The 21,271-nt window shown below is 73.0% G+C and carries 20 protein-coding genes; 8 read left to right on the top strand and 12 right to left on the bottom strand.

From position 1 onward, the window contains the following. Positions 1 to 37 precede the first annotated feature (37 nt). From ACERM0_RS07650 to ACERM0_RS07630, 5 genes are all read right to left on the bottom strand, one after another. Complete coding sequence (locus ACERM0_RS07650; RefSeq protein WP_373677981.1) at positions 38 to 1,141, bottom strand: sugar phosphate nucleotidyltransferase; 1,104 nt, start codon at positions 1,139 to 1,141, stop codon at positions 38 to 40. Between the two features lie 49 nt (positions 1,142 to 1,190). Further along, the gene (locus tag ACERM0_RS07645; protein ID WP_373677980.1) at positions 1,191 to 2,102 is read right to left on the bottom strand and encodes a glycosyltransferase family 2 protein; all 912 of its coding nucleotides are present in this window, start codon (positions 2,100 to 2,102) and stop codon (positions 1,191 to 1,193) included. After that, the gene (rfbD, locus tag ACERM0_RS07640; protein WP_373677979.1) at positions 2,099 to 2,965 is read right to left on the bottom strand and encodes a dTDP-4-dehydrorhamnose reductase; all 867 of its coding nucleotides are present in this window, start codon (positions 2,963 to 2,965) and stop codon (positions 2,099 to 2,101) included. The genes ACERM0_RS07645 and rfbD overlap by 4 nt, the downstream gene beginning before the upstream one ends. Positions 2,966 to 3,027: 62 nt before the next feature. Then, on the bottom strand, positions 3,028 to 4,332 hold the full coding sequence (locus tag ACERM0_RS07635; protein ID WP_373677978.1) for an LCP family protein: 1,305 nt from the start codon (positions 4,330 to 4,332) through the stop codon (positions 3,028 to 3,030). A gap of 6 nt (positions 4,333 to 4,338) precedes the next feature. After that, entirely contained in the window at positions 4,339 to 5,604 is a 1,266-nt protein-coding gene (locus tag ACERM0_RS07630; RefSeq protein WP_373677977.1) for an LCP family protein, read from the bottom strand. A gap of 265 nt (positions 5,605 to 5,869) precedes the next feature. Here ACERM0_RS07630 and ACERM0_RS07625 point away from each other — a divergent pair, with 265 nt between their 5' ends. Further along, complete coding sequence (locus ACERM0_RS07625) at positions 5,870 to 6,484, top strand: hypothetical protein (protein WP_373677976.1); 615 nt, start codon at positions 5,870 to 5,872, stop codon at positions 6,482 to 6,484. 17 nt (positions 6,485 to 6,501) lie between these two features. On the opposite strand, the gene ACERM0_RS07620 is transcribed toward ACERM0_RS07625, so the two are convergent. Continuing rightward, positions 6,502 to 8,301 (bottom strand): acyl-CoA dehydrogenase, encoded by a 1,800-nt coding sequence (locus tag ACERM0_RS07620; protein WP_373677975.1) that lies wholly within the window; start codon positions 8,299 to 8,301, stop codon positions 6,502 to 6,504. A 184-nt stretch (positions 8,302 to 8,485) separates the two neighbouring features. On the opposite strand from ACERM0_RS07620, the gene ACERM0_RS07615 reads away from it, so the two are divergent. The 5 genes from ACERM0_RS07615 to ACERM0_RS07595 all read left to right on the top strand — a co-directional run bounded on the left by ACERM0_RS07615 (position 8,486) and on the right by ACERM0_RS07595 (position 14,123). Continuing rightward, positions 8,486 to 9,778 carry a magnesium transporter gene (locus tag ACERM0_RS07615; protein WP_373677974.1) on the top strand — a complete coding sequence of 431 codons (1,293 nt, stop codon included), beginning with the start codon at positions 8,486 to 8,488 and terminating at the stop codon, positions 9,776 to 9,778. A 5-nt stretch (positions 9,779 to 9,783) separates the two neighbouring features. Next, positions 9,784 to 11,007, top strand: coding sequence for a potassium channel family protein (locus tag ACERM0_RS07610; protein WP_373677973.1), 1,224 nt, complete (start codon positions 9,784 to 9,786; stop codon positions 11,005 to 11,007). Between the two features lie 120 nt (positions 11,008 to 11,127). Then, a complete protein-coding gene (locus tag ACERM0_RS07605; RefSeq protein WP_373677972.1) occupies positions 11,128 to 12,855 on the top strand; it encodes a sensor histidine kinase in 1,728 nt (575 codons plus the stop codon). Beyond that, positions 12,852 to 13,502: a response regulator gene (locus tag ACERM0_RS07600; protein ID WP_373677971.1), complete on the top strand. Its 651-nt coding sequence runs from the start codon at positions 12,852 to 12,854 to the stop codon at positions 13,500 to 13,502. Before ACERM0_RS07605 ends, ACERM0_RS07600 begins: the two co-directional genes overlap by 4 nt. Before the next feature lie 138 nt (positions 13,503 to 13,640). Continuing rightward, a complete protein-coding gene (locus tag ACERM0_RS07595; RefSeq protein WP_373677970.1) occupies positions 13,641 to 14,123 on the top strand; it encodes a hypothetical protein in 483 nt (160 codons plus the stop codon). A 21-nt stretch (positions 14,124 to 14,144) separates the two neighbouring features. Here the strand turns inward: ACERM0_RS07595 and ACERM0_RS07590 are convergent, their stop codons facing one another. From ACERM0_RS07590 to ACERM0_RS07575, 4 genes are all read right to left on the bottom strand, one after another. After that, a complete protein-coding gene (locus tag ACERM0_RS07590; RefSeq protein ID WP_373677969.1) occupies positions 14,145 to 14,984 on the bottom strand; it encodes an ABC transporter permease in 840 nt (279 codons plus the stop codon). Then, a complete protein-coding gene (locus ACERM0_RS07585; protein WP_373677968.1) occupies positions 14,984 to 15,838 on the bottom strand; it encodes an ABC transporter permease in 855 nt (284 codons plus the stop codon). Before ACERM0_RS07585 ends, ACERM0_RS07590 begins: the two co-directional genes overlap by 1 nt. Further along, a complete protein-coding gene (locus ACERM0_RS07580; protein ID WP_373677967.1) occupies positions 15,835 to 16,860 on the bottom strand; it encodes an ATP-binding cassette domain-containing protein in 1,026 nt (341 codons plus the stop codon). The genes ACERM0_RS07585 and ACERM0_RS07580 overlap by 4 nt, the downstream gene beginning before the upstream one ends. Positions 16,861 to 16,952: 92 nt before the next feature. Beyond that, positions 16,953 to 17,756 (bottom strand): hypothetical protein, encoded by an 804-nt coding sequence (locus ACERM0_RS07575; RefSeq protein ID WP_373677966.1) that lies wholly within the window; start codon positions 17,754 to 17,756, stop codon positions 16,953 to 16,955. A 182-nt stretch (positions 17,757 to 17,938) separates the two neighbouring features. Between ACERM0_RS07575 and ACERM0_RS07570 the strand changes: the two genes are divergently transcribed. Beyond that, positions 17,939 to 18,625 (top strand): septum formation family protein, encoded by a 687-nt coding sequence (locus ACERM0_RS07570; RefSeq protein WP_373677965.1) that lies wholly within the window; start codon positions 17,939 to 17,941, stop codon positions 18,623 to 18,625. Between the two features lie 7 nt (positions 18,626 to 18,632). On the opposite strand, the gene ACERM0_RS07565 is transcribed toward ACERM0_RS07570, so the two are convergent. Next, positions 18,633 to 19,775, bottom strand: coding sequence for an acyl-CoA dehydrogenase family protein (locus ACERM0_RS07565; protein WP_373677964.1), 1,143 nt, complete (start codon positions 19,773 to 19,775; stop codon positions 18,633 to 18,635). Between the two features lie 89 nt (positions 19,776 to 19,864). After that, positions 19,865 to 20,659 (bottom strand): biotin--[acetyl-CoA-carboxylase] ligase, encoded by a 795-nt coding sequence (locus ACERM0_RS07560; RefSeq protein ID WP_373677963.1) that lies wholly within the window; start codon positions 20,657 to 20,659, stop codon positions 19,865 to 19,867. A gap of 108 nt (positions 20,660 to 20,767) precedes the next feature. Here ACERM0_RS07560 and ACERM0_RS07555 point away from each other — a divergent pair. Then, a partial coding sequence (locus tag ACERM0_RS07555) for a carboxyl transferase domain-containing protein (protein ID WP_373677962.1) occupies positions 20,768 to 21,271 on the top strand: 504 nt, incomplete at its 3' end.

The following is a 21,271-nucleotide window of genomic DNA, read 5'->3' as shown; positions in this document are numbered from 1 at the left end:
TTCTAGCACAGCGGTCGTCTCCGGCATCGGGCGCGGCTCAGGCATCGGGCGCAGGCTGCCGCGTCCCAGGTGCCAGGGTGCCGCCCGGTGCCACGTGCTCGCCGTCCCCGAGCACGACCTCACGGCCGATTCGGACCCCGCGTCCGATGCGTACGGCGCTGCCGGCCAGCAGGCCGTCGGCGTCGACGCCGTCCTCGAGCACGCTGCGGTCCATGACCAGCGAGTCGCGCAGGCGGACGCCGGCACCGACCTGCACGCCCGGTCCGAGCACCACGTGCGGGCCGACGTGGGCGCCCTGGCCGACGCGCACGCCCGCCTGCAGCAGCAGCGGTCCCCGGAGCCGGGCGGCGGGATCGACGAGCACCTCGCCGTCGGTGAAGACCCCGTCGCCGTCGCGCGCGAACGCGTCCAGGCTCGGCCACCGCAGGGCGCCGGCCAGCGCCATCCGCTGGCCGGCCAGGAACCGCTCGGGCGTGCCGAGGTCCGCCCAGACGCCGTCGCCGACCCAGCCGTGGACCGCCGCGCCGTCCTCGACGAGGCCCGGGAAGACGGTGCGCTCGAAGCTCAGGCGACCCTCCGGGAAGCCCACGAGCGCGTCGGGTTCGAGCACGTAGGTGCCGGCGTTGACCGCGTCCTGGCCGGGCAGGGTGCCCGGGGCCGGCTTCTCCACGAAGGCGGTGATCCGGTCGCCGTCCCGCACGCACACCCCGAAGGTCGAGGTGTCCTCGACCCGAGTGAGGACGAGCGTGGCGTCGGCGGCGACCTCGTGGTGGAACGCCACGGCGGCGGCCAGGTCCACGTCGGTGAGGATGTCGCCGTTGAGCACCAGGAACGTGCCCGTGACGCGGTCCAGGGCGCTGCGCACGCCGCCGGCGGTGTCCAGCGGCTGTGGTTCGGGGACGATCTCCACCCGCACCCCGCGGTCGTCGAAGCGGTCCGCGAAGGCCTCGAACGGCGCGGTGTGTGCCCCGACGACCAGCAGCACCCGCTCCACCCCGATCGCGGCCAGGCGCAGCACGACGCCCTCCAGGAACGGTGCACCGCAGAACGGCAGCAGCGGCTTGGGGATCGCCGCGGTCAGGGGGCGCAGCCGGCTGCCGGCGCCGCCGGCCACCACCATCGCCTCACGCACTCGCGTCACGGTCGCGGGTCGCTTTCGTCGCGTCGAGGGATCGGGACGGTAGCGGGCTTCACTCGCCCGTCGTGCTGCGTCGCCGACGGATCAGCCGCTCCAGCGCGAGCGTGGCGACGACCCACGCGCCCAGACCGAGGCGGACCAGCGGCCGGGCCAGGCGCCGCAGCGGCGTCGTGGCCAGGTGCCGGCCGTAGAAACGGTCGAGGCTGCGGGCGTGGGTGGTCAGCGACCACCAGCGCCGGCGGGTGCCGGTCGAGGCGCCGACGGCGTGCACGACGCGCGCCGAGGGTTCGTAGCGCAGCCGCCAGCCGGCGTCGCGCAGCCGCACGCCGAGGTCCACGTCCTCCACGTAGAGGAAGTAGCCGGGATCGAAGCCGTGCACGGCGTCGAACGCCTCGCGGCGCAGCGCCAGGGCACAGCCCGACAGCCAGTCGACGTCGCGCGCCCGGGCAGGGTCGAGGTCGGTGGCCCGGTAGCGGCGCGTCCATGGGTTGGCGGGCCAGATCCGGGCGAACACGGCATGCCCGACAGCGGTGGCCGGGTCGGGCAGCCGGCGCGCGGAGGCCTGCGGCCGCCCGTCGGGATAGCGCACCTGGGGTCCGACGGCCGCGACGTCGGCGCTGCCCAGCAGGCGCTCGGCCAGGTCGCGCACGCTGCCGGGCGCGAACCGGACGTCGGCGTTGGCGACCACGACGACCGGGGCGCGGGTCCGGGCGACGCCGAGGTTCGCGCCCTGGCCGAATCCGACGTTGTCGACCGCCACGACGTGGACGTCGGGGTGCGCGGCGCGGACGGCCTCGGCGGTCCCGTCGGTCGAGCCGGTGTCGACCAGCACGACCTCGTCGGCGCCGGCCGAGGCCAGCCCGGCCAGGCAGGCCAGCGCGTGCTCGCGGGTCTGGTGCGACACGACGACGACGGCCGTGCGTGGCGCGCCGGCGGACTCCTCCCTGGCGACGGGACCGCTCATGCCAGCTCGTCGCGCTCGTGCAACGCCGCCCGCAGGCCGTCCTCCCAGTCGGGCAGCCGGGCCAGCCCGCTGAGGACCGCGTGCCGGTCGTCGAGCGGCGACCAGCGGGGCCGCGGCGCCACGTCGCCCCGGCGCTGGGCGTCGACCGGGACGACCTCGGCGTCCACGCCGGCCAGGGCCAGGGCACGGCGCGCCAGCTCCAGCCGACCGACCACGCCGTGGTTGGTGCGGTGCACGGTGCCGTACCGGCCGGACACGGCCACCTCGCGCAGCGCCGGGCCCAGGTCCCCGATCCATGACGGCGAGCCGACCTGGTCCTGCACCACCTCGACACGCCCGTGCTCGCGTGCACGGGTCAGGATGGCGCCCACGAAGTCGGTGCCGGCCCGGTCGAGGACCCAGGCGACCCGCACGACGTGGTGGCGGGGCAGCGTCTCGCGCACGAGCGCCTCGCCGGCCGCCTTCGACCGGCCGTACACGCTGACGGGCGCGACCGCGTCGAACTCCGTGAAGGGGCGCGGCCGGCCGTCCGCGCCGGTCGGGACGCTGGCGCCGAACACCGCGTCGGTGGAGACGTGCACGAGCGTGGCACCGGTGCGGGCGCAGGCTCGCGCCAACCACCATGGCGCCAGCGCGTTGACGCGGTGTGCGCGGTCGGGATCGCGTTCGCAGGCGTCGACGTCGGTCATGGCGGCGGCGTTGACGATCAGCTCCGGCGCGAGCTCCTGCACGGCCGCCGCGACCGCCGGCTCCTCGGCGACGTCGAGTTGGCGGCGGTTCAGCGCCGTGACGTCGTGGCCCTCGAAGGCGGCGACCACCTCACGCGCGAGCCGGCCGTCGCCGCCGGTGACCAGGACCCTCATGCCGGCACGCCTCCTCGTTCGGCGCGCCAGCGTAGGGGCGTCCGTCCCGACCGGTGTGGTGCTCAGGCGGCGGCGTCCGCGCCCACGGCGACCAGCACCTCGGCTCCCTCGGGCGCGGTGACGGACGCGGGCAGGTCCCGGATCGGCGCACCGAGGAACGACGCGACCCACTCGGCCTCGTCCTCGTTGCCGGGCAGCCGATAGACGGTCGTGGTCTCGCCGGCGTCCAGCTCCGCCGGCCCGCTGCCGGCCGTGAGGATCGGGAAGCCGACGAACTGCAGCACCGAGCCGACGATCCCGGCGCCATCGGTCCGGCCGCCGGACATCAGCGCCACCGGTGCCTCGGCGCGGTCGTCGCGCGTGCCGGCGTCCATCAGCGGGACGCCCTGCCGGAGCCGGTCGAACATCGCTTCCGTGCCCGGCCGGTAGGCGATCATGTAGTCGATGCCGTTGATCTTGCGCGGGTAGGCCGGGACCGTGACCATCGGAACGCCGTCGGTGATGACCTGGCGCATCTCCTGCGCGACGGCGCGCATCTCGCCGACGCCGAGGTTCTGGTCGGTCGTGACGTTGCCGGCGACGTCCTCGACCAGGCGGAACAGGCGCGGCACGTCGGCGAGGATCTGCGTGTCGGTCAGCTCGCGCAGCGTCGCGCGCAGGAACTGCTGCTGGCGCGCGATGCGCTCGTAGTCGCCGAACAGGCCCTGGCGCGAGCGGACGTACGACAGTGCCTGCTCGGCGTCCATGCGGTGACAGCCGGCCTCGAAGTCGGCGCCCGACTTCCGGTCCACCAGCGGGTCGTCGATGCACAGGTCGACGCCGCCCAGCGTCTCCACCACGGAGATGAACCCGCCCAGCGAGATCTCGGCGTAGTGGTTGACCGGCAGGCCGAAGTTCTCCTGGATCACGCTGATCAGCCGGTCCGGGCCGCCGGCGTAGGTCTCCGTCAGCTTGCGCTGGCGGTCGCCGTCGTTGACGAGCAGGTCGCGCGGCAGGCTGACCAGCGACACGGCGCTGCGGTCCTGGCTGATCGACACGTAGATGACGGTGTCGCTGCGCTGGCCGTCGAACTCCCCGAGCGTGAGCCGCGAGCGCTGCTCGTCGTCGAGGCCGTCCCGGGAGTCCGACCCGACGATCAGGAAGTGCCGGGCGTCGGACGGTGCGGCGGCCTCGTCGAGGCGCTGGACCGGCACGCGCGTCAGGCTGGCCTCGGCCTGGCGCAGCAGCAGCACCCCGGTCGTGCCCAGCCCGGTCGCGGCGACGAGCACGACGACACCCATCACCGTCGCGAGGCGTCGCAGCAGCCGCCAGCGGCGGCCGCCGCTGACGTTGGGGCCCCAGGGCCCGGGTTCACCACCGACCAGCACGTCTCGTCACTCCGCGTCGTCGAGATCCGCACCCGCGAGCACCTGCACGCGGACGGGATCTCCTTCGAGGTCGGGCACCCGGTCGGCCGACTCCAGTCGTGCGTCCGGCAGGCGCTCGGCGAGCAGGATGGCGGTCGCCTCGGCCGCCGGGTCGTCGCCGACGTAGCGGATCACCGTGCTGGCCTCCTCGTCGAAGCCGGGCGCGTTACCGGTGCCGACGACGAGGAAGCCCGCCGCCGCCAGTCGTGCCTCGACGCGGCCGGCGAGCCCGTCGATCCCCGCGGCGTTGAGCACGGCCACCGGCACCTCCTCGACCACCTGCTGGACACCATCGTCGCCGGTCACGCCGTCCAATGGGGCGCCTTCGCCGAATCGCTGGAAGACGGTCTCCGCCTGTTCCAGTAGGACGCTCGTGCCCGTCTCCGGGTTGCGCAGGATCGGCAGGCTGGCGACCTCGGGGGTGGGGCCGTCCTCGAAGACCCGGGCGAGGTGCAGCAGGTCCGTGCCGCGCAGCGACACGTCCGTGTGCACGTCGGCGACCGTGTCGATGCTGCGCTTGGTGGCGACCGGCGAGCGCAGCAGGTCCACGGGCGTGGCGACGGCCGCCAGCCCGCGCAGAAGGTCGGCGGTGCGGGCGGTGCGAGCCTCGGGCGAGGCCTCCTGCAGCTGGCGGCGGGCCTCGTCACCGCTCGTCGGCCGGCAGCCGCCGTCGTCGCCGCAGACCTCGATGGGCCCGAGGTGCTCGACCAGCGCCGGAAGGGCGTCCTCGTCCATGCTGACGACGTGGTCGATGCGCACACCGGTGTAGTCGACGAGCGCCTGCACCAGCCCGCTCGCGTCGGCGGCGACCTGGATCTCGGCCAGGGTCGCGACGCCCTCGCCGTCGACGCTGACCGGCAGGTCCTCGGGCAGCAGCAGGACCGCCGGCACCTCGCGGGGACCGCCGGCCTGCACCAGCCAGACGGGGCCGGTCAGCTCCGGGCCCCGCGTCACGGTCGGATCGCGCGGGCCGGTCGTGGTCACCAGCACGGTCGTGGCCTGCGCCGGGGCGCTGGCCCCGTCGGTGCCCAGCGTCTCCACGTCGGCGAGCAGCGCCGGGATCTCGTCGCCGCCCAGTCGCACCCACGCGTAGCCGTACAGGGACGCGCCGACCAGTGCGACCAGGAGCACCGCCAGCACCACGAGCCCGAAGACCCAGGCGAAGACACGCGTCCAACGCCTCCGCGGGGCGCGACGCGACGAGGAGAACACGAGTTGACGAGAACCGGTCACAGGGGGGATTACCTCACGACATCGAGGTGGTGGGACCGTTCGCGGGCGTGCGGGGCCGACGGCGGCGACGAGCCCGACTCCCAGCCGCAGGAGGACCGCGGACGGACGGTGGTCACACGGGGGCCGACGGTAGCATCGACGGCCCGCCGACGAAGGTTGCCCGCTGCAGCTCGCTCCGCCCCGCTCGCCCCGGCCGGCACCGACGGACCTCGCCGCAGCCCTCGCGCACGCGCGTGACGAACTCGGCCACCGTCCGGCGGTCACCGTGCTCGGACCCACCCGCCGCGACGAGCAGGGGGTCGCGTCCCTGGCGCAGTGGGCCGCCAAAGGGGCCCATCTGCTGGAACTCGACCTGCTGCTGGAGCCCGGCGACCGGCTGCGGCTGGACCTCGAGCCCGGGTGGCCGCTGGTGGCGGTGGCCCTGGCGGCCTGGTGGTCGGGACTGGCGGTCGCCCTGACCGGCGAGGCGCCGACGGCCGTGGTCCAGGAGGGGCGCCCCGCGCCCACGACGGCGCAGGACGTGCTGTGGGTCGGCGACGCGGTCGACGGCGCGCCAGTGGCCGACGTCCCCGGCGAGGCCTGGACGAGCGCCGTGCAGGCGTTCCCGGATCAGCCGCCTCCGCCGCGCGCGGCGGCCGACCTGCCGGCGATCGTCACGTCCGCGCGCGTCCTCACCCAGGCCGAGGTGCTGACCGCCGCCGCCTCGCTGCTCGGCGACGGCGGCACCCTGGGTCTGGACGACGGCTGCGAGCTGCCGCCGGAACTGGTCCTGACCGCCCTCGCGGCCCGGCCGCTGCTGGCCGGCCGCCCCACCGTCCTGTTGCGGCCCGGCGTCGCCCGTGACGCCGCGGCCGGCGAGAAGGTGGCCCACTGGGCCTGATCGGCGGGCCGCGTCGGTCAGGGCGCCAGCTGGGCCGGGGTGAGGGCGTACAGGTCGTCGGCGCCGGCGGTCACGGCCGGCAGCAGCCCCCGCACGGTGGGCAGGATCTGGGTGGCGTAGAAGCGGGTGGTGGTCAGCTTGGCCCGCAGGAAGTCGGGCTCGAACCCGCCGGTGTCGCCGGACTCCAGCGCCTGGTGGGCGGCGGCGGCGCCGCGCGCCAGCAGCCAGCCACCGATGACGGTGGCGAACATGCGCAGGTAGGGCGTGGCGCCGGCGAACACGTCGTCGGGGGTCTCGCGGCGGGCGAAGAGCCAGTCGGTGGCCTCCTCGAGTGCCTCCAGCGCGTCGGCGAGGTTGGTCGCGACCACCTCGAGGTCGGCCGGCAGCTGCTTGGCGGTGTCGCGGACGTCGCCGAGCACGCTCTTGACGAACGCGCCGCCGTCGTAGGGCAGCTTGCGGCCCACGAGGTCGAGTGCCTGGATGCCGTTGGTGCCCTCGTAGATGGGGGCGATGCGGGCGTCGCGGAAGTGCTGGGCGACGCCGGTCTCCTCGACGTAGCCCATGCCGCCGTGGACCTGGACCGCCAGCGAGGTGAGCTCGACCCCCAGATCGGTGCACCACGCCTTGGACAGCGGGGTGAGCAGGTCGGCCAGCTTCTGGTGGCGCTCGGCCGCGGCCTCGTCGACGGCGGCGTGGGCGAGGTCGATCGCGTGGGCGTTGGCGTAGCACAGCGCCCGCATGGCCTCGATCTGGGCCTTCATCGTCAGCAGCATGCGCCGCACGTCGGCGTGCTCGACGATGGGTGACTGGGCGCCGGGTTCGGCGCCGGGCGCGCGGCCCTGGCGTCGCTCCTGCGCGTAGGCCAGCGCCTGCTGGTAGGCCCGCTCGGCGATGGCCAGACCCTGGATGCCGACCCCGAGGCGGGCGTCGTTCATCATCGTGAACATGCCGCGCATGCCGGTGTTGGGCTCGCCGACGAGGTAGCCGACCGCGCCGTCGGAGTTCTCCCCGTAGGCCATCACGCAGGTCGGCGAGGCGTGGATGCCCAGCTTGTGCTCCAGCGACACCACGTGGACGTCGTTGCGCTCGCCGAGGCTGCCGTCGTCGTTGACCAGGAACTTGGGCACGATGAACAGGCTGATGCCCTTGGTGCCGGGCGGCGCGTCGGGCAGACGGGCCAGCACGAGATGGATGATGTTCTCCGTCAGCTCGTGCTCGCCGTAGGTGATGTAGATCTTCTGCCCGGTGATCCGGTAGCTGCCGTCGTCCTGCGGGATCGCCCGGGTCGTGACCGCCCCGACGTCCGAGCCGGCCTGGGGCTCCGTCAGGTTCATCGTGCCGGCCCACTCGCCGGTCACCATCTTGGGCAGGAAGGTCTGCTGCTGTTCCTCGGAACCGTGGTGCGAGAGCAGGTACACCGCACCGGTGGTCAGCAGCGGCCCGAGCGAGAACGCCATGTTGGCGCTGGTGATCGCCTCCTTGACCGCGTTGGCGACCAGCAGCGGGAACCCGCCCCCGCCAAACTCCACCGGGTGCTGCAGCGTGCCCCAGCCCGCTTCGACGTACTGTCGGTAGACGCGCTCGAACGACGCCGGCAGCTTCACCGTGTCGCCCTCGATGCGCGCGCCCTCGGTGTCCCCGTCGCGGTTGGTGGGCGCGATCGCCTGGGCGGCGAACCGGCCCGCCTCCTCCAACAGCCCGGCGACCAGGTCTGGCTCCGCGTGCGCGAAGGTCGGCTGCGCGGTCGCCTCCCGCAGCGGAGTCACGTGCTCGAGCACGAAGCGGACGTCACGGATGGGTGCGGTGTAGTTCGTCATGGTCCGGAGGGTATAGAGCAGCCCCCGTCCGCGGCCCATCGACGTGCCCGTCGGGTCCGCGTCCGGACCCGCCCCGAGGGCCGTGACGGGCGGTCGCCGCCGTTGCCGCGAGGGCTAGGCTGCGCCCTCTCGGGCCAGCTCCCGCAGCTGCCGGCACGCCCCACGACGACGAGGAGGGCCGTTCGTGGCCAACCGCCGTCGGGGCGTCACCCTGCCGCCGGCCCCCCGCCCGCTGAAGGTCGTGGGGCGCCTGCTGGGCATCCCGATCATCGAGGTGCGCTCGTACTGGGCCCAGGAGTCGCGCAGCATCCGGGCAGGCGCCACTGCCCTGGGCATCGGCTTGGCGGCGACGATCATCGCCGGTGTGGTGCTGATGTCGGCCGAGGCGCGGCTGGAGGGCATTCCCGGGCTGCTGGCGCTGATCCCGGCCGCTATCGGCATGCGCGGCTCGATCTTCGGCGCGCTCGGCTCACGGCTGTCGACCGGGATCCTCACCGGCGAGTTCGAGCCCGAACTGCGCCGTCGCAGCTACCTCGGCCGCCAGATCGAGGCCGCGACGATCCTGAGCTTCGCGACGGCCACCCAGGCCGGCGTGCTGGCCTGGGCGATCTCCGTGGCCCTCGGCCTGCGCACCGTGCCGCTGCTGGACCTGGTCGCGATCTCGCTGATCGGCGGGTTGCTGTCGTCGGTGGTGCTCTTCTTCGTCGTGATCTGGATGGCCCGGCGCAGCAACGTGCGCGGCTGGAGCATGGACGACGTCGGCGCGCCGATCATCACCGCGGCCGGCGACCTGGTGACGCTGCCGGCCCTGCTCGTGGGCAGCTTCATCCTCGTCGTGGAGCCCGTGGCCATGGCGATCGGCGCGGTCGGCCTGGTCGTCGGCGTGGTGGCCGTGACGTTGGGGCTCCGGCGCGACGACGCCATGATCCGCCGCATCGTGCGCGAGTCGATGATCGTGCTGACCATCGCCGTGTCGATCGACGTCATGGCCGGCATCGTCGTCGAGGCCCGCGCCGAGGAGCAGTTCAGCGCCCCGGCGCTGCTGGTGCTCATCCCGCCGTTCATCGCCAACTGCGGCTCGTTGGGCGGCATGCTCTCCAGCCGGCTGGCCTCCAAGCTGCACGTCGGTCTGCTGGAGCCGCGCCTGCTGCCCGGCAAGCTCGCCGGCCTCGACTTCTCCCTTACGGTGCTGCTGGCCTTCCTCGCCTTCACCGGCGTGGGCGCGGCCGGCTGGCTGGCCGCGGTCCTCGTCCCGACGGTCGAGCCGCTGCCGCTGCTGTCCATGCTGGGTGTGACCTGGCTGGCCGGGCTGTTCGCGGTGGTCGTGCTGGCGGGCACGGCCTATGCGGCCGCCACGACCTCGTTCCGCTTCGGGTTCGACCCCGACAACCACGGCATCCCCGTGGTGACCGCGACCATGGACCTGGCGGGGGTCATCTGTCTGGTCGCGGCGATCACGATCCTGCAGGTGGGTTGACTGACATGAGGACGCGAAAGACGGTCAAGGAGCTGCTGGTCGGCGCCAAGGATGCGGCCGAGCTCATGGTGGACCTGGCGTACGCCGCGATCTTCTTCGGCGACGAGTCCCTGGCCCGGGAGGTGCTGCGCCTGGAGGAACGGGTCGACGAACTGCTCGTCGACCTACGTGCGGTGTGCATGATCGCGACCCGTACGCCCGACGACGCCGACCGGCTCGCCGGCGTGCTGTCGATGGCCGTGTCGATCGAGGGCATCGCCGACGCCGCGGAGGACATCGCGAGGGTGGTGCTGAAGGACCTCGGCGTGCCCGGCGAGCTGCGCGACGACCTTCGCCACGCCACCGAGGTGACGGCGCGGGTCAAGATCCGCGAGGACAACCGGATCGCCGGCTCCACGCTGCGCGACCTCGAGCTGCCCGCCCACACCGGCATGTGGGTCATCGCCATCCGCCGCGACGTCGACTGGGTCTACGGCCCCGGGCCCGAGGAGGTGCTGCGCGAGGGCGACGTGCTGTTCCTGCAGGGACCGCCGGAAGGGGTGGACCACGTCCGCGAGCTCGCGGGCGGCACCCCACGGCACTTCCCCCCGCCGCCGCAGCGCGCCAAGCTGTCCAACCTCGACCGGGCCGTCGACGTCATCATCGAGCTGAAGAACGCCTCCGAGGTGGCCGTCGGGCTCGCCTACTCGGCGATCCTGCTGCGCGACCAGTCGCTGGCCGCCGAGGTGGCCGTCATCGAGGACAAGTCCGACGAGCTGTACCACCAGCTCGAGGGCTGGGTGCTGCGCGCCGCCGCGGAGCTCGAGGACCCCGACGAGCTGCGCGGACTGATCCACCTCGCCTCGTCCTCCGAGCGGATCGTCGACGCCGCCCAGTCGATGACGCGGGTCATCGAGGACGAGGGACCGCCGCACCCGATCATCGCCGCCGCGCTGGCCGAGGCCGACGAGATCGTGGCCGAGGCCATCGTGTCGGCCGGGAGCCCCGCCGAGGGACGCACGCTCGGACAGCTGCAGCTGCACACGGAGACCGGCATGGAGGTGCTGGCGATCCAGCGGCGCGAACGATGGATCTACCGCCCGCGCCGGTCGCGGTCGCTGCAGGCCGGCGACCGGCTGCTGGCCATCGGTCCCGAGGAGGGCGCCCCGCGGCTGCGCGACCTGTGCGGCGACCAGCGCCCCGAGGGCGAAGAAGGGTGGATCGAGCCCGAGAACAGCGACGCCGAGTGACCGATCGACGTCAGGCGCTGGCGGCCCGGTCCGCGGCGCTGGCATCGATCCGGGCCGACAAACCGCCCGCTTTTCCGTACCGACACCCGTAAGCTGCCCGACTCGCATTGGGGGGAGGCGGTGGGGACGTCGACGCTCGTGACCGCCGCCGAGCCGGCGCACAGGGGCTCGTCGTGGCGTCGGCGGGCGACGTCGCCGACCGTCGCCGCCCTGGCCGGCATCGCCGTGCTCGCCTGGCTCGTCGCGCTGGCCCTCGCGTGGCTGGACGGCACGGCGGAGTTGCACCGGACGGTCGCCACCGGCCTGGGCCTGGTGGTGCCCTACGTCCTGGTGGGCGCGTTGCTGGCCGCGCGGGTGGCTCGCAACCCGCTCGGTTGGGGCTTCCTCGCGGTCGGCGTGCTCAGTGCTCTGAGCAACCTGGCCACCACCTGGGCCCTGCGGGGGCTGGTCACGGCTCCTGGCTCGCTGCCCTGGGCCGCGGAAGCGGCGTGGCTGGCCGACCTGATCTGGTGGCCCCCACTGGTCGTGCTCGTGACGTGGCTGGTCCTGCTGGTGCCCGACGGCCGTCTGCCGTCCCGGGCCTGGCGACCCGTCGCCTGGGCGCCGGGCCTCGGGCTGTCGCTGAGCGTGGTCGTGCTGGCCATCGCGACCTGGCCACACCGCGGTGACACCTACACCGGGGTGGGTGCCGGGCCGCTCCCCCCTCCCGCGGTCGCCGTCGCCGCGGCAGGCGCGGCGATCATGGTCCTGTCGGTGCCGGTGTGCCTGGCAGCGCTGCTGGGCCGCTGGCGGCGGACCTCAGGCGCCGATCGGGCGCAGATCGGCTGGTTCCTCGTCGCGGCCGGTTCCGCGGTGTCCGGCACGGCGGGGATCTTCGTCCTGCCGGCGCCCGAGTACCTCGTGGCGGCCGCCGGGGCGGCCGTCCTGCCCGTGCTGACGGCAACCGCCGTGCTGCGGCATCGGCTGCTCGGGATCGAGGTCATCGTCCGCCGCTCGCTCGTTGGCGGCGCACTGACCGCCTGCCTGGCCACGATGTACGTCGCGGTGTCGGCCTCGATCAGCCTCGTCGTCGGACGCACCTCACCGCTGTCCACGGCCGTCGTCGCCGGAGTCGTCGCCGCGCTGGTGTTCGAGCCTGCGCGTGCCCGCGTCCAGCGCAGCGTCGACCGCCTCATCCATGGTGCGACCGCGGTCGACGCCGCCACGCTGGCCAGCGAACTGCAGCAGGCACGCGCCGCGCTCGTCACGACCCGCGAGGAGGAACGCCGGCGGTTGCGCCGTGACCTGCACGACGGGCTCGGGCCGAGCCTGGCCGCGATCGGGGTGGGTCTGCAGGCCGCGCTGGCGCGGGAGCCCGACGGGCCGGTCGCCGACGTGCTGCGCCGCAACCTCGCAGAGACGGAGCGCGCAATGGCGACGGTTCGTGGCCTGGTCGACGGGTTGCGCCCGCCGGCTCTGGACCGACTCGGTCTGGGCGAGGCCGTGCTCGAAGGCGTCCGGCCGCTGCTGGCCGGCATCGAGCTGCGCAGCAGGATCGACCTCGGCGGCGCACCACTGCCGGCGGCCGTCGAGGTCGCCGCCTACCGGATCGTGCTGGAAGCGGTCACCAACGTCGCCCGCCACGCCGGCGCCAGCCACTGCGAACTCCTCCTCCAGCAGTCCGACGACGGCCTCCACCTCGCCGTCCGCGACGACGGCGGTGGACCGTCGGGCCCGTCGGCGGGGACGGGGCTCGGCACCGCCACCATGCGTGAACGCGCCGAGGAACTCGGCGGGTGGTGCCGCATCGACCTGCGCGCCGATGGCACCTCGGTCGTGGCCTGGTTGCCGTCCGGAGCGTCGGCGTGACCGTGCGTGTCGTCCTGGCCGACGACCATCAGACCTTCCGCGCGAACCTGCGCCTGCTGCTCGACACCCTCCAGGACGTCGAGGTGGTCGCCGAGGCCGGCGACGGTGGCCAGGCGGTGACGGCGGCGACGTCGCTCGCCGCCGACGTCGTGCTGATGGACCTGCACATGCCCGGCGGCGACGGCATCCGTGCGACCGAGCGCCTGGTCCGGGAGACGCCGCACGTCGGCGTGCTGGTGCTCACCACCTTCGAGGACGAGAGCGCGATCGCCGCCGCGCTGAGCGCTGGGGCACGCGGCTACCTGTTGAAGGGCGCCAGCCGCGACGAGCTGTCCCGCGCCATCACGGCCGTCGCGCGCGGCGAGGCCTTCCTCGGTGCACCGGTCGCCCGCCGGGTCGGTGGTCTGCTGGCCCGAGGCACGGCGGCGCCCCTGCCCGAGTTGAGCGACCGGGAGCGCGAGCTGCTGGCCGCCGTCGCGGCGGGAGAATCGACGCAACGCGTGGCCGCCCGCCTCCACCTCAGCCCGAAGACGGTGCGCAACCACCTGACGAGCATCTACGCCAAGCTCGGGGTCGGCTCGCGGGCGGAGGCGGTGGCCAGGGCCCGCGACGCCGGCCTCGGGGCGCCGACCGACCGCTTCGGCTGAGGCGCGCGGGCTTGACGGCGCCCTCGGGTTCGGTCCCGGGCCGTCGGGTGCGGTGTCCCTTGCCGCCGGGACACCGCGCCGAGGAACGTCCTCGTCGCGCCGTCGGATCCGCCGGCGGCCGATGCCGAGGAGCAGACGATGGAGCAGAGCACGCCCGTACCGAAGCGCAGTTGGGTGACCCTGCTGGCCGGGACGGCATTCATGGGCGTGTGGTACGCGCTCGGGCTGATGCGCCGTGAGCCGAACCAGGGCCTGGTGGACCACCTCGGTGGCAGCGACTGGGCCAGCCTGCAGGCGGAGACGACCGCGGCGACCGAGTTGGTCGCGACGCTCGTCGGTGGCGTGGGCATGCTGGGGCTCGCACTGGTGGCGCTGGCCGTCACGCTGATCGTGGGTCCCTACCGCCGCGGCGAGCGATGGTCGTGGCAGGCGCTGTGGGCGGTCCCGGTGGTGCACGTCGCGCTGTTCGTGAACGACCTCACCGGCTTTCCCACGGCGGACACGGAAGTGGGGACGTATGGGGTGCTGTTCCTCGTCACGGCCGTGGTCTGCACGATCGGCCTGCTCCTGGGTGTCGGAGCGGTGCTGCGCCGCCGCCAGGACACGTTCGAACCGGCCTGAGCCTCGGCTCGGGCGTGGCGATCAGGCGCTGGCGCCGCTGTAGTTGCGAACGCCCAGCCGCCAGAACCAGCGGGTGAAGGCGGCCAGGGCGACGGTGAACCCAGCGGCGCCGGCCAGCGCCAGCAGCCCCGCCCGGCCGGTCAGCGCCTCCGACGGCAGGGTCACGGCGAAGGCGAGCGGCACCAGCACCGTGAAGACGATCCGCAGCCAGCCCGGGAACAGGCCGATGGGCCAGCGGCCCGCCTGGTAGAGGCCGTTGAACAGCTCCGCGACGTGTTCCATGCGCACGACCCAGAACGCCCCGGTCGTGATGACCAGCCACAGGCAGTAGATCATCACGGCCCCGAGGCACAGGGCGGCGAGGAACACCGCTGTGCCGAGGATCGTGACGCCCCCGCCGAGTTGCACGGCGGCGACGACCACCACGCCGAGCCCGACCGCGACGTCGACCAGCGGCCAGATGGTGATGCGCCGAAAGCTGACCAGCAGCTGCGCGTCGACCGGCTTGGTCAGGGCGAAATCGAGCTTGCCTTCACGGATGTCGTCCATGAGCAACTGCATGGACGGCTGGACGAGGGAGCGGATGACGCCACCGAGCGCCGTGTGGACGCCGACCACGACCATCAATTCCCACGGGCTCCAGCCGCCCAGCGACGGGGTGTAGAGGTAGACCAGGGCGACGACGGCGACGGCGGTGCCGAGCGCGACGACGGACTGGAACAGTTGCAGGAAGAAGTTGACGCGGTACTGCAGTTCGTTGAGCGCGCTGACCCGGACGAGGGTGCCGACCACGTCGCGTCGGCGGACCGCGTCCGGCCGGGCAAGCCCAGCCGGGTGCGCCACGTCCGTCTGCGCCGCCATCAGTTGCCCACCGCGGTGTAGCGCTTGACGGCGCGCTTCCAGACCAGCATCGCGGCCGCCCACCCGATCGCGATCCACACCGCCTGTGCCACGAGTCCACGGACGAGCTGCGGCCCGGACAGGTCGGCGACCAGCGCCTCGATCGGGAACCCGAACGTGGAGCGGAAGGGCAGGAAGTCGACCCAGCGCAGCACCCAGTCGGGCATGAGGTCGAGCGGTACGAGCCGGCCGGACAGCAGCAGTTCGGCGGTGAAGTACAGCTCGAACAGTGCCGCCACCCGGGTGGTCCACAACGTGACCATGCCGAGCAGGAACAGCAGCAGCGTGCGGATCACGTACGCGCCCCAGATGGCCACCAGGAACGTCGCCGCCTGGGCCAGGTTGACGGAGAACTCGGGCCGGAACAGCAGGCCGAGCACGATGGCGATCGGGATCCACAGGACGACCGCGATGACCTTCCAGCCGGCGAAGTAGGCCAGGTCGTAGTGCAGCGGATGGATCGGCCGCACGATCATCCCCGACAGCTGGCCCTCGCGGATGCGGTACTCCCAGCCGTACGGGGTGAACACGATGTTCATGTTCCGCACGAGCATCCACACGATGTAGTACGCCGCGAACCCGGCCGGGGTGTAGCCGCCGACCTGGCCCCCGCTGGCCTCGGCGACGACCGACCACACCACGAGGTAGATGACCGGCTCCACCACCATGCCGATCATGTACATGTAGTTGGCGGTGCGGTATTGGAACTGCTCCTGCACCGCGGTGCGGGACACGGTCGCGTAGAAGTCGAGGAGCTGCCGGGCACGCCCCACCCGGGCCGGCCGTGGGCCGCCGACCGTCGCGGGAGCGCTCACCCGGCCGCCCCGTCGGCGACACCCTGGCCCGCCGTCGCGTCCGCCGCGCCGGGCAAGTCGGGAGCAGCGAACACCTGCTCGATGACATCGTCGATCGGCGGATCCTCGATGGTGAGGTCGGTGGGTTGCAGGTCGGCGAGGAGCTTGCCGGCAACGGCGCTGGCCTCGGCCCGCGAGACCCGGATCGTGACACGCGGCCCGTCGACGCCGGTCACCTCGCCATAGCTGGACAGGTCGGTGCCCGGCTCGGCGAGCGTGACGCCGATCGTCTTGCTGGTGTCGAAGCGCTGGGCCAGTTCGGCGAGCGGCCCGTCGTAGAGCAACCGGCCGTGGTGGATGACGATGACCCGCCGGCACAGTGCCGTGACATCGGCCATGTAGTGGCTGGTCAGCATGATGCTGGCGCCGTGACGCCGGTTGTACTCGGCCAGGAAGGTGCGGATGCGCTTCTGCATCGTGACGTCGAGCCCGATCGTGGGCTCGTCCAGGAACAGCACCTGCGGGCGGTGCAGCAGCGCGCCGGCGATCTCCGCCTTCATCCGCTCGCCGAGTGACAGGTTGCGGACGGGCTTGGTGACGAGTTGGCCGATCTCGAGCAGCTCGACGAGTTCGTCGCGGGTGCGTTCGAAGTCCGGCCTGGCGATGCCGTAGATGGCCCGGTTCATCTCGAACGAGTCGACGACCGGCAGATCCCACTGCAGCTGGTTGCGGTTGCCCATGACCAGGGTGATCTGGCCAAGGTACTCGCGCTCGCGCCGGGACGGCGTGTGGCCCAGCACGTGGGCGCGACCGGCGGTGGGATGCAGCAGACCGGAGAGCATCTTCAGCGTGGTCGTCTTCCCCGCACCGTTGGGGCCGAGGAAGCCGACCACCTCTCCCGGCTCGATGCCGAAGCTCAGATCCGCCACCGCACGGACGTCATGGTGCTCGCGCCGAAAGAGGCTCTTGACGGCGTTGGCAAGGCCTGCCTCTCGCACGGGAACCTTGTAGGTCTTGCCGAGCCCGTCGACCTCGACGTCCATGCTCACTCCCCACCAGACGCGGCCGTGTCTAGCAGTCGTCCTGCGGGTCGGCCGAGGAACTGCGGCGCTCGCACGCGCCGGGCCCGTGCGTGTCAGGACGCGGCGGCCGGCAGCTTGTCCAGGACGCCGTCCAGATCGGTCTTGTACCGGCCCAGGCGCGGCTTGTGCAGGATGGACAAGGTGGCCCGCGGGCCGTCGAGACCCGGGCCACGCGGCTGGCCGGCCTTGCCGACGCCGGGCCAGTCCAGCGGCACGTGTTGCCAGGCCTCGAGCACGGGAATCAGTCGGACCAGCGTCCCGTCCGGGAGCGACATCTGGGCCCGCAGTCCACCACGCAGCAGCTGGGCGTGAACGTGCTGGAGGGCCACCTCGGCCGCCGAGACCTGGGCGGCGTTGAGGCCGTACAGCTCCAGGTCGGGGACGTCGAAGCGCGCCGCGCCGTGGGTCCGGACCCACCACGTGCCCTCGCCCTCGGCCTTGGTGACGATGCCGTCGTCGTGCTGCACGGCGCCGATGGCCAGTCGGTTCATCCACGCCTGGTCGCGCTCGGCCTGCGCGGTGATGTCCCGGATGCCCTGCACCCGGCCCCGCAGTTGGCGCGACAGCGCCTGCAGCAGCTGGGCCTGTCGCTGCATCCCGTTGGTCAGGCCGTCGCTGCCGATGTAGGCCTCGGTGCGCAGGAGCGGGGCGCCGTCGCCTTCGTCTTTCAGCGCCCGCACCACGGCCTTCTGCATCCGCCCGCCCCAGTGCACCTCGTAGGCCACTTCGCCGGCACCACGCACCGGCGCGGCGCGGTCGATGTCCTTGGTCTGCCCGGCCGCCTTGACGATCGGGCCGACTTCCTCGACGGGCTCGTCCAGCACGAGTGCGATCAACGACGTGTACTTGTCGGCCACTTCGACGAGGGCTCCTGCGCGCGGGCTTGGGACTGCCCAGGGTAAGGACCCGCACCCCGGACCTTCGTCGCGCTCACGGCGCACAACGCCTTCAGAAGAACCTCAACGACCCGTCACGGACCGGATACTCCGCGACCCGCGACGTCGCTCCGCCTGCGTCGCCACACTCACCGAGGACGCACGTGCCGGACCTGCCACCGCCTCCGAACCCGAACACGAACCCGCCGGCCGGCACGAACGGGCCGGGGTCGTTCCCGGACACCCCGACGACGAACCCGGACACGCCGTGGCCGAACGTGCCGCCGGGTGTCCCGGCAGCCGGCTGGGGCTCGACGACCGACCCGGACGGAGGACCGAAGCCGTCGACCGGTACGCGGCTGCGCTCACTGGCCCGCTTCGTGGTTCCGGCGATCGTCCTCGGCGGCATGCTGCTGTCCTACCTCGGCCAGGCCGACCGTGACGCCGACGGCACGATCGTGGCAGCCGGCAAGGTGACCGCGAGCGACCTGCGCGTCGGCGACTGCTTCGACGACCGCGCCGACGAGGCGCAGTCCGAGGCGACGGTCGAGATCGCCGACGTGGCCGCCGTGCCGTGCGGCGACCCGCACGACAACGAGGTGTTCCACGCCTTCGAACTCGCTGGCACCACGTTGCCGTCGGACGAGGAGGTGTTCACCCTCGTGGACGAGCGCTGCGTGCCGGCCTTCGACGAGTACGTGGGCCAGTCCTTCCTCACCTCGGAGCTGGACCTGTTCCCCATCTGGCCGACGGCCGAGGCCTTCGCGGCCGGCGACCGCATGGTGCTCTGCTCGGTCTACCCGATGGACGGCTCGAAGCTGACCGGCAGCGTCCGCGGCAGCGGCCGCTGAGCGCGGATCACAGGCCGAGGGAACGGGCGATCAGCATGCGCTGCACCTCGCTCGTTCCCTCGCCGATCTCCAGGATCTTGGCGTCCTGGTAGAAGCGCCCGACCCGGTATTCGGTCGTGAACCCGTACCCGCCGAAGACCTGGGTCGCCTCGCGCGCCGCCGTGACGGCCTGCTCGGAGGAGAACAGCTTGCTGATGGACGCCTCACGCTTGTAGGGCAGACCTTCCATCTTCCGCCAGCAGGCGTAGTAGTACATCTGCCGGGCGGTCTGGGCGGCCACCTCGAGGTCGGCGATCTTGAAGGCCAGCGCCTGCTGCTTGCCGATCGGCTTGCCGAACGCCTCGCGCTCCTGGCTGTAGCGCACGCACTCGTCGACGCAGCCCTGGATGAGCCCGACCGCCAGGGCGGAGATCGCGATGCGGCCGTCGTCGAGGGTCGCGAGGAACTGGCGGAACCCGGCCCCACGCTCGCCGAGGGTGTTCTCCACCGGCACGCGGACGTCCTCGAGGATCAGCTCGCGCGTGTCCGAGGCGTGCCAGCCCACCTTGCGGTAGGGCGGCGCGACGGAGAACCCAGGGGTGTCGACCGGCACGACGATCGAGGTCATCTCGTCCTCGCCGGTGAAGGCGGTGACGGTGACGATCGAGGTCATCTCCGTGCCCGAATTGGTGATGAACACCTTCCCGCCGTTGATGACCCAGTGGTCGCCGTCCTGGACGGCGCGGGTGCGGGTGGCGCCGTACACGTCCGAGCCGCCGCCGGGCTCGGTCAGCCCGAACCCGCCGAGCTTCTCGCCACGGCACAGCTCGGGCAGCCAGCGCTGCTTCTGTTCCTCGGTGCCGAACTCGTCGATCGGCGCCGCGCCGAGGCCGACCCCGGCCTCCAGGGTGATGCCCATGGACTGGTCGACCCGCCCGAGCTCCTCGATGGCCAGGCACAGCGTCAGGTAGTCGCCGTCCATGCCGTCGTACGCGGAGCTGAACGGGATGCCGAACAGGCCGAGCTCGCCCATCTGCCGCACGATCTCCACGGGGAAGCGGGCCTGCGCGTTCATCTCGTCGGCCGCCGGGGCGATCACGTCCTCGGCGAACCGGCGCACGACTTTCCGGAACTCCTCCTGCTCCGGGCTGAGCGCGAACGACAAGGACACGGGACGCTCCCTTCGACGTGTTGCCGCCAGACTACTTTGACGTCCAACTATTCGCGCAACCGTGCGCACGCCTCGCCCTGCGGCGTCCGTCAGCGCGCCGCCCGGACATGCTCGACGTCGCCGGCACTGACCGCCATCTGCCGCTCCGGGGTGTCCACGACCAGTCGTCCCTCGCGGTCGAGGTCGACGGCGCGTCCCTCGACGGCCGTGCCGTCGGGGAACGACACGCGCACCGCCGCGCCGATGGTCGCGCAGACGTCGCGGTAGGACACCAGCAGGCGCAGCGGGTCGCTGGGAACCGAGTGCAGCCAGGCCGCCAGGCCGCGCAGCAGATCGGCGAGCAGGTCGCCGCGGTCCACGGCAGCGCCGGTCTGCTCGGCCACGCTGGTCCATGCCCCCTGGTCCCCGGCGCGGTCGACCCCACGCCAGTCGACGTTGATGCCGATGCCGACCAGCACCAGGTGCGTGTTCCGAACCGCGTGCTGCTCGACGAGGATGCCCGCGGTCTTGCGCTCGTCGAGCAGGACGTCGTTGGGCCACTTCAGCCAGGGGCTGGCGCCCGCGCGGCGGATGGCATCGGCCGCGGCCAGCCCGGCCGCCAGCGGGACCAGCGTCGGATGCACGGGCGGCGCCTCGGCGACGGCCGTCAGCAGCAACGACGCGTCCTGGCGGGGCCCGTCGAGCCAGGTCCGGCCCTGCCGGCCACGACCGGCCGTCTGACGGTCGGCGACCACCACCAGGCCCGGCCGCGCGCCCGCCCTGGCCCGCGCCAGCGCGAGGTCGCTGGTCGAGGTGCTCTCGGCCACGTGCTCGACGGTGTGCCAGGCGAGAGGTCCGGCCAGCAGCGCTGCGACGCGGTCGTGGCGGGCGAGGTCATCGACCACGGGCACCTCGCGGCTCGGGGGAGGCAGGGGGGCGAAGGCTAGGATGCCCGACCGCGCGGCGTCGCCGCCGCAACCGCCCGCCCGTCAGCGCCCGCTGCCCGACCGAAGGTGTTCGCCGTGGCCGAGACCACGAAGGACAAGCTCGAGGAGTTGCGTCGCCGTCAGGCCGAGGCGGCCGCCGGTGGTGGCGAGGAGGCGATCGCCAAGCAGCACGACCGGGGCAAGCTGACCGCCCGCGAGCGGATCGAGCTGCTGCTCGACGAGGGCTCGTTCGTCGAGACCGACGCGTTCGCGGTGCACCGGGCGACCGGGTTCGGGCTGGAGAAGAAGAAGATCCTGGGCGACGGGGTGGTGACCGGTCACGGCACCATCGACGGCCGCCGGGTGTGCGTGTTCAGCCAGGACTTCACCGCGTTCGGTGGCTCGCTGGGCGAGGTGTTCGCCGCCAAGGTCGTCAAGATCATGGATCTGGCGGAGAAGATGGGCGTCCCGGTCGTCGGGTTGAACGACTCCGGCGGTGCCCGCATCCAGGAGGGCGTGGTCTCCCTGGGCGGCTACGGCGACATCTTCCTGCGAAACGTCCGCAGCTCCGGGGTGATCCCGCAGATCTCC

The sequence above is a fragment of the Egicoccus sp. AB-alg2 genome, from assembly GCF_041821065.1.
Lineage (GTDB): Bacteria > Actinomycetota > Nitriliruptoria > Nitriliruptorales > Nitriliruptoraceae > Egicoccus.
Note: the sequence above shows the minus strand (reverse complement) of the source record. Positions and strands in the feature narration are given on the sequence as shown.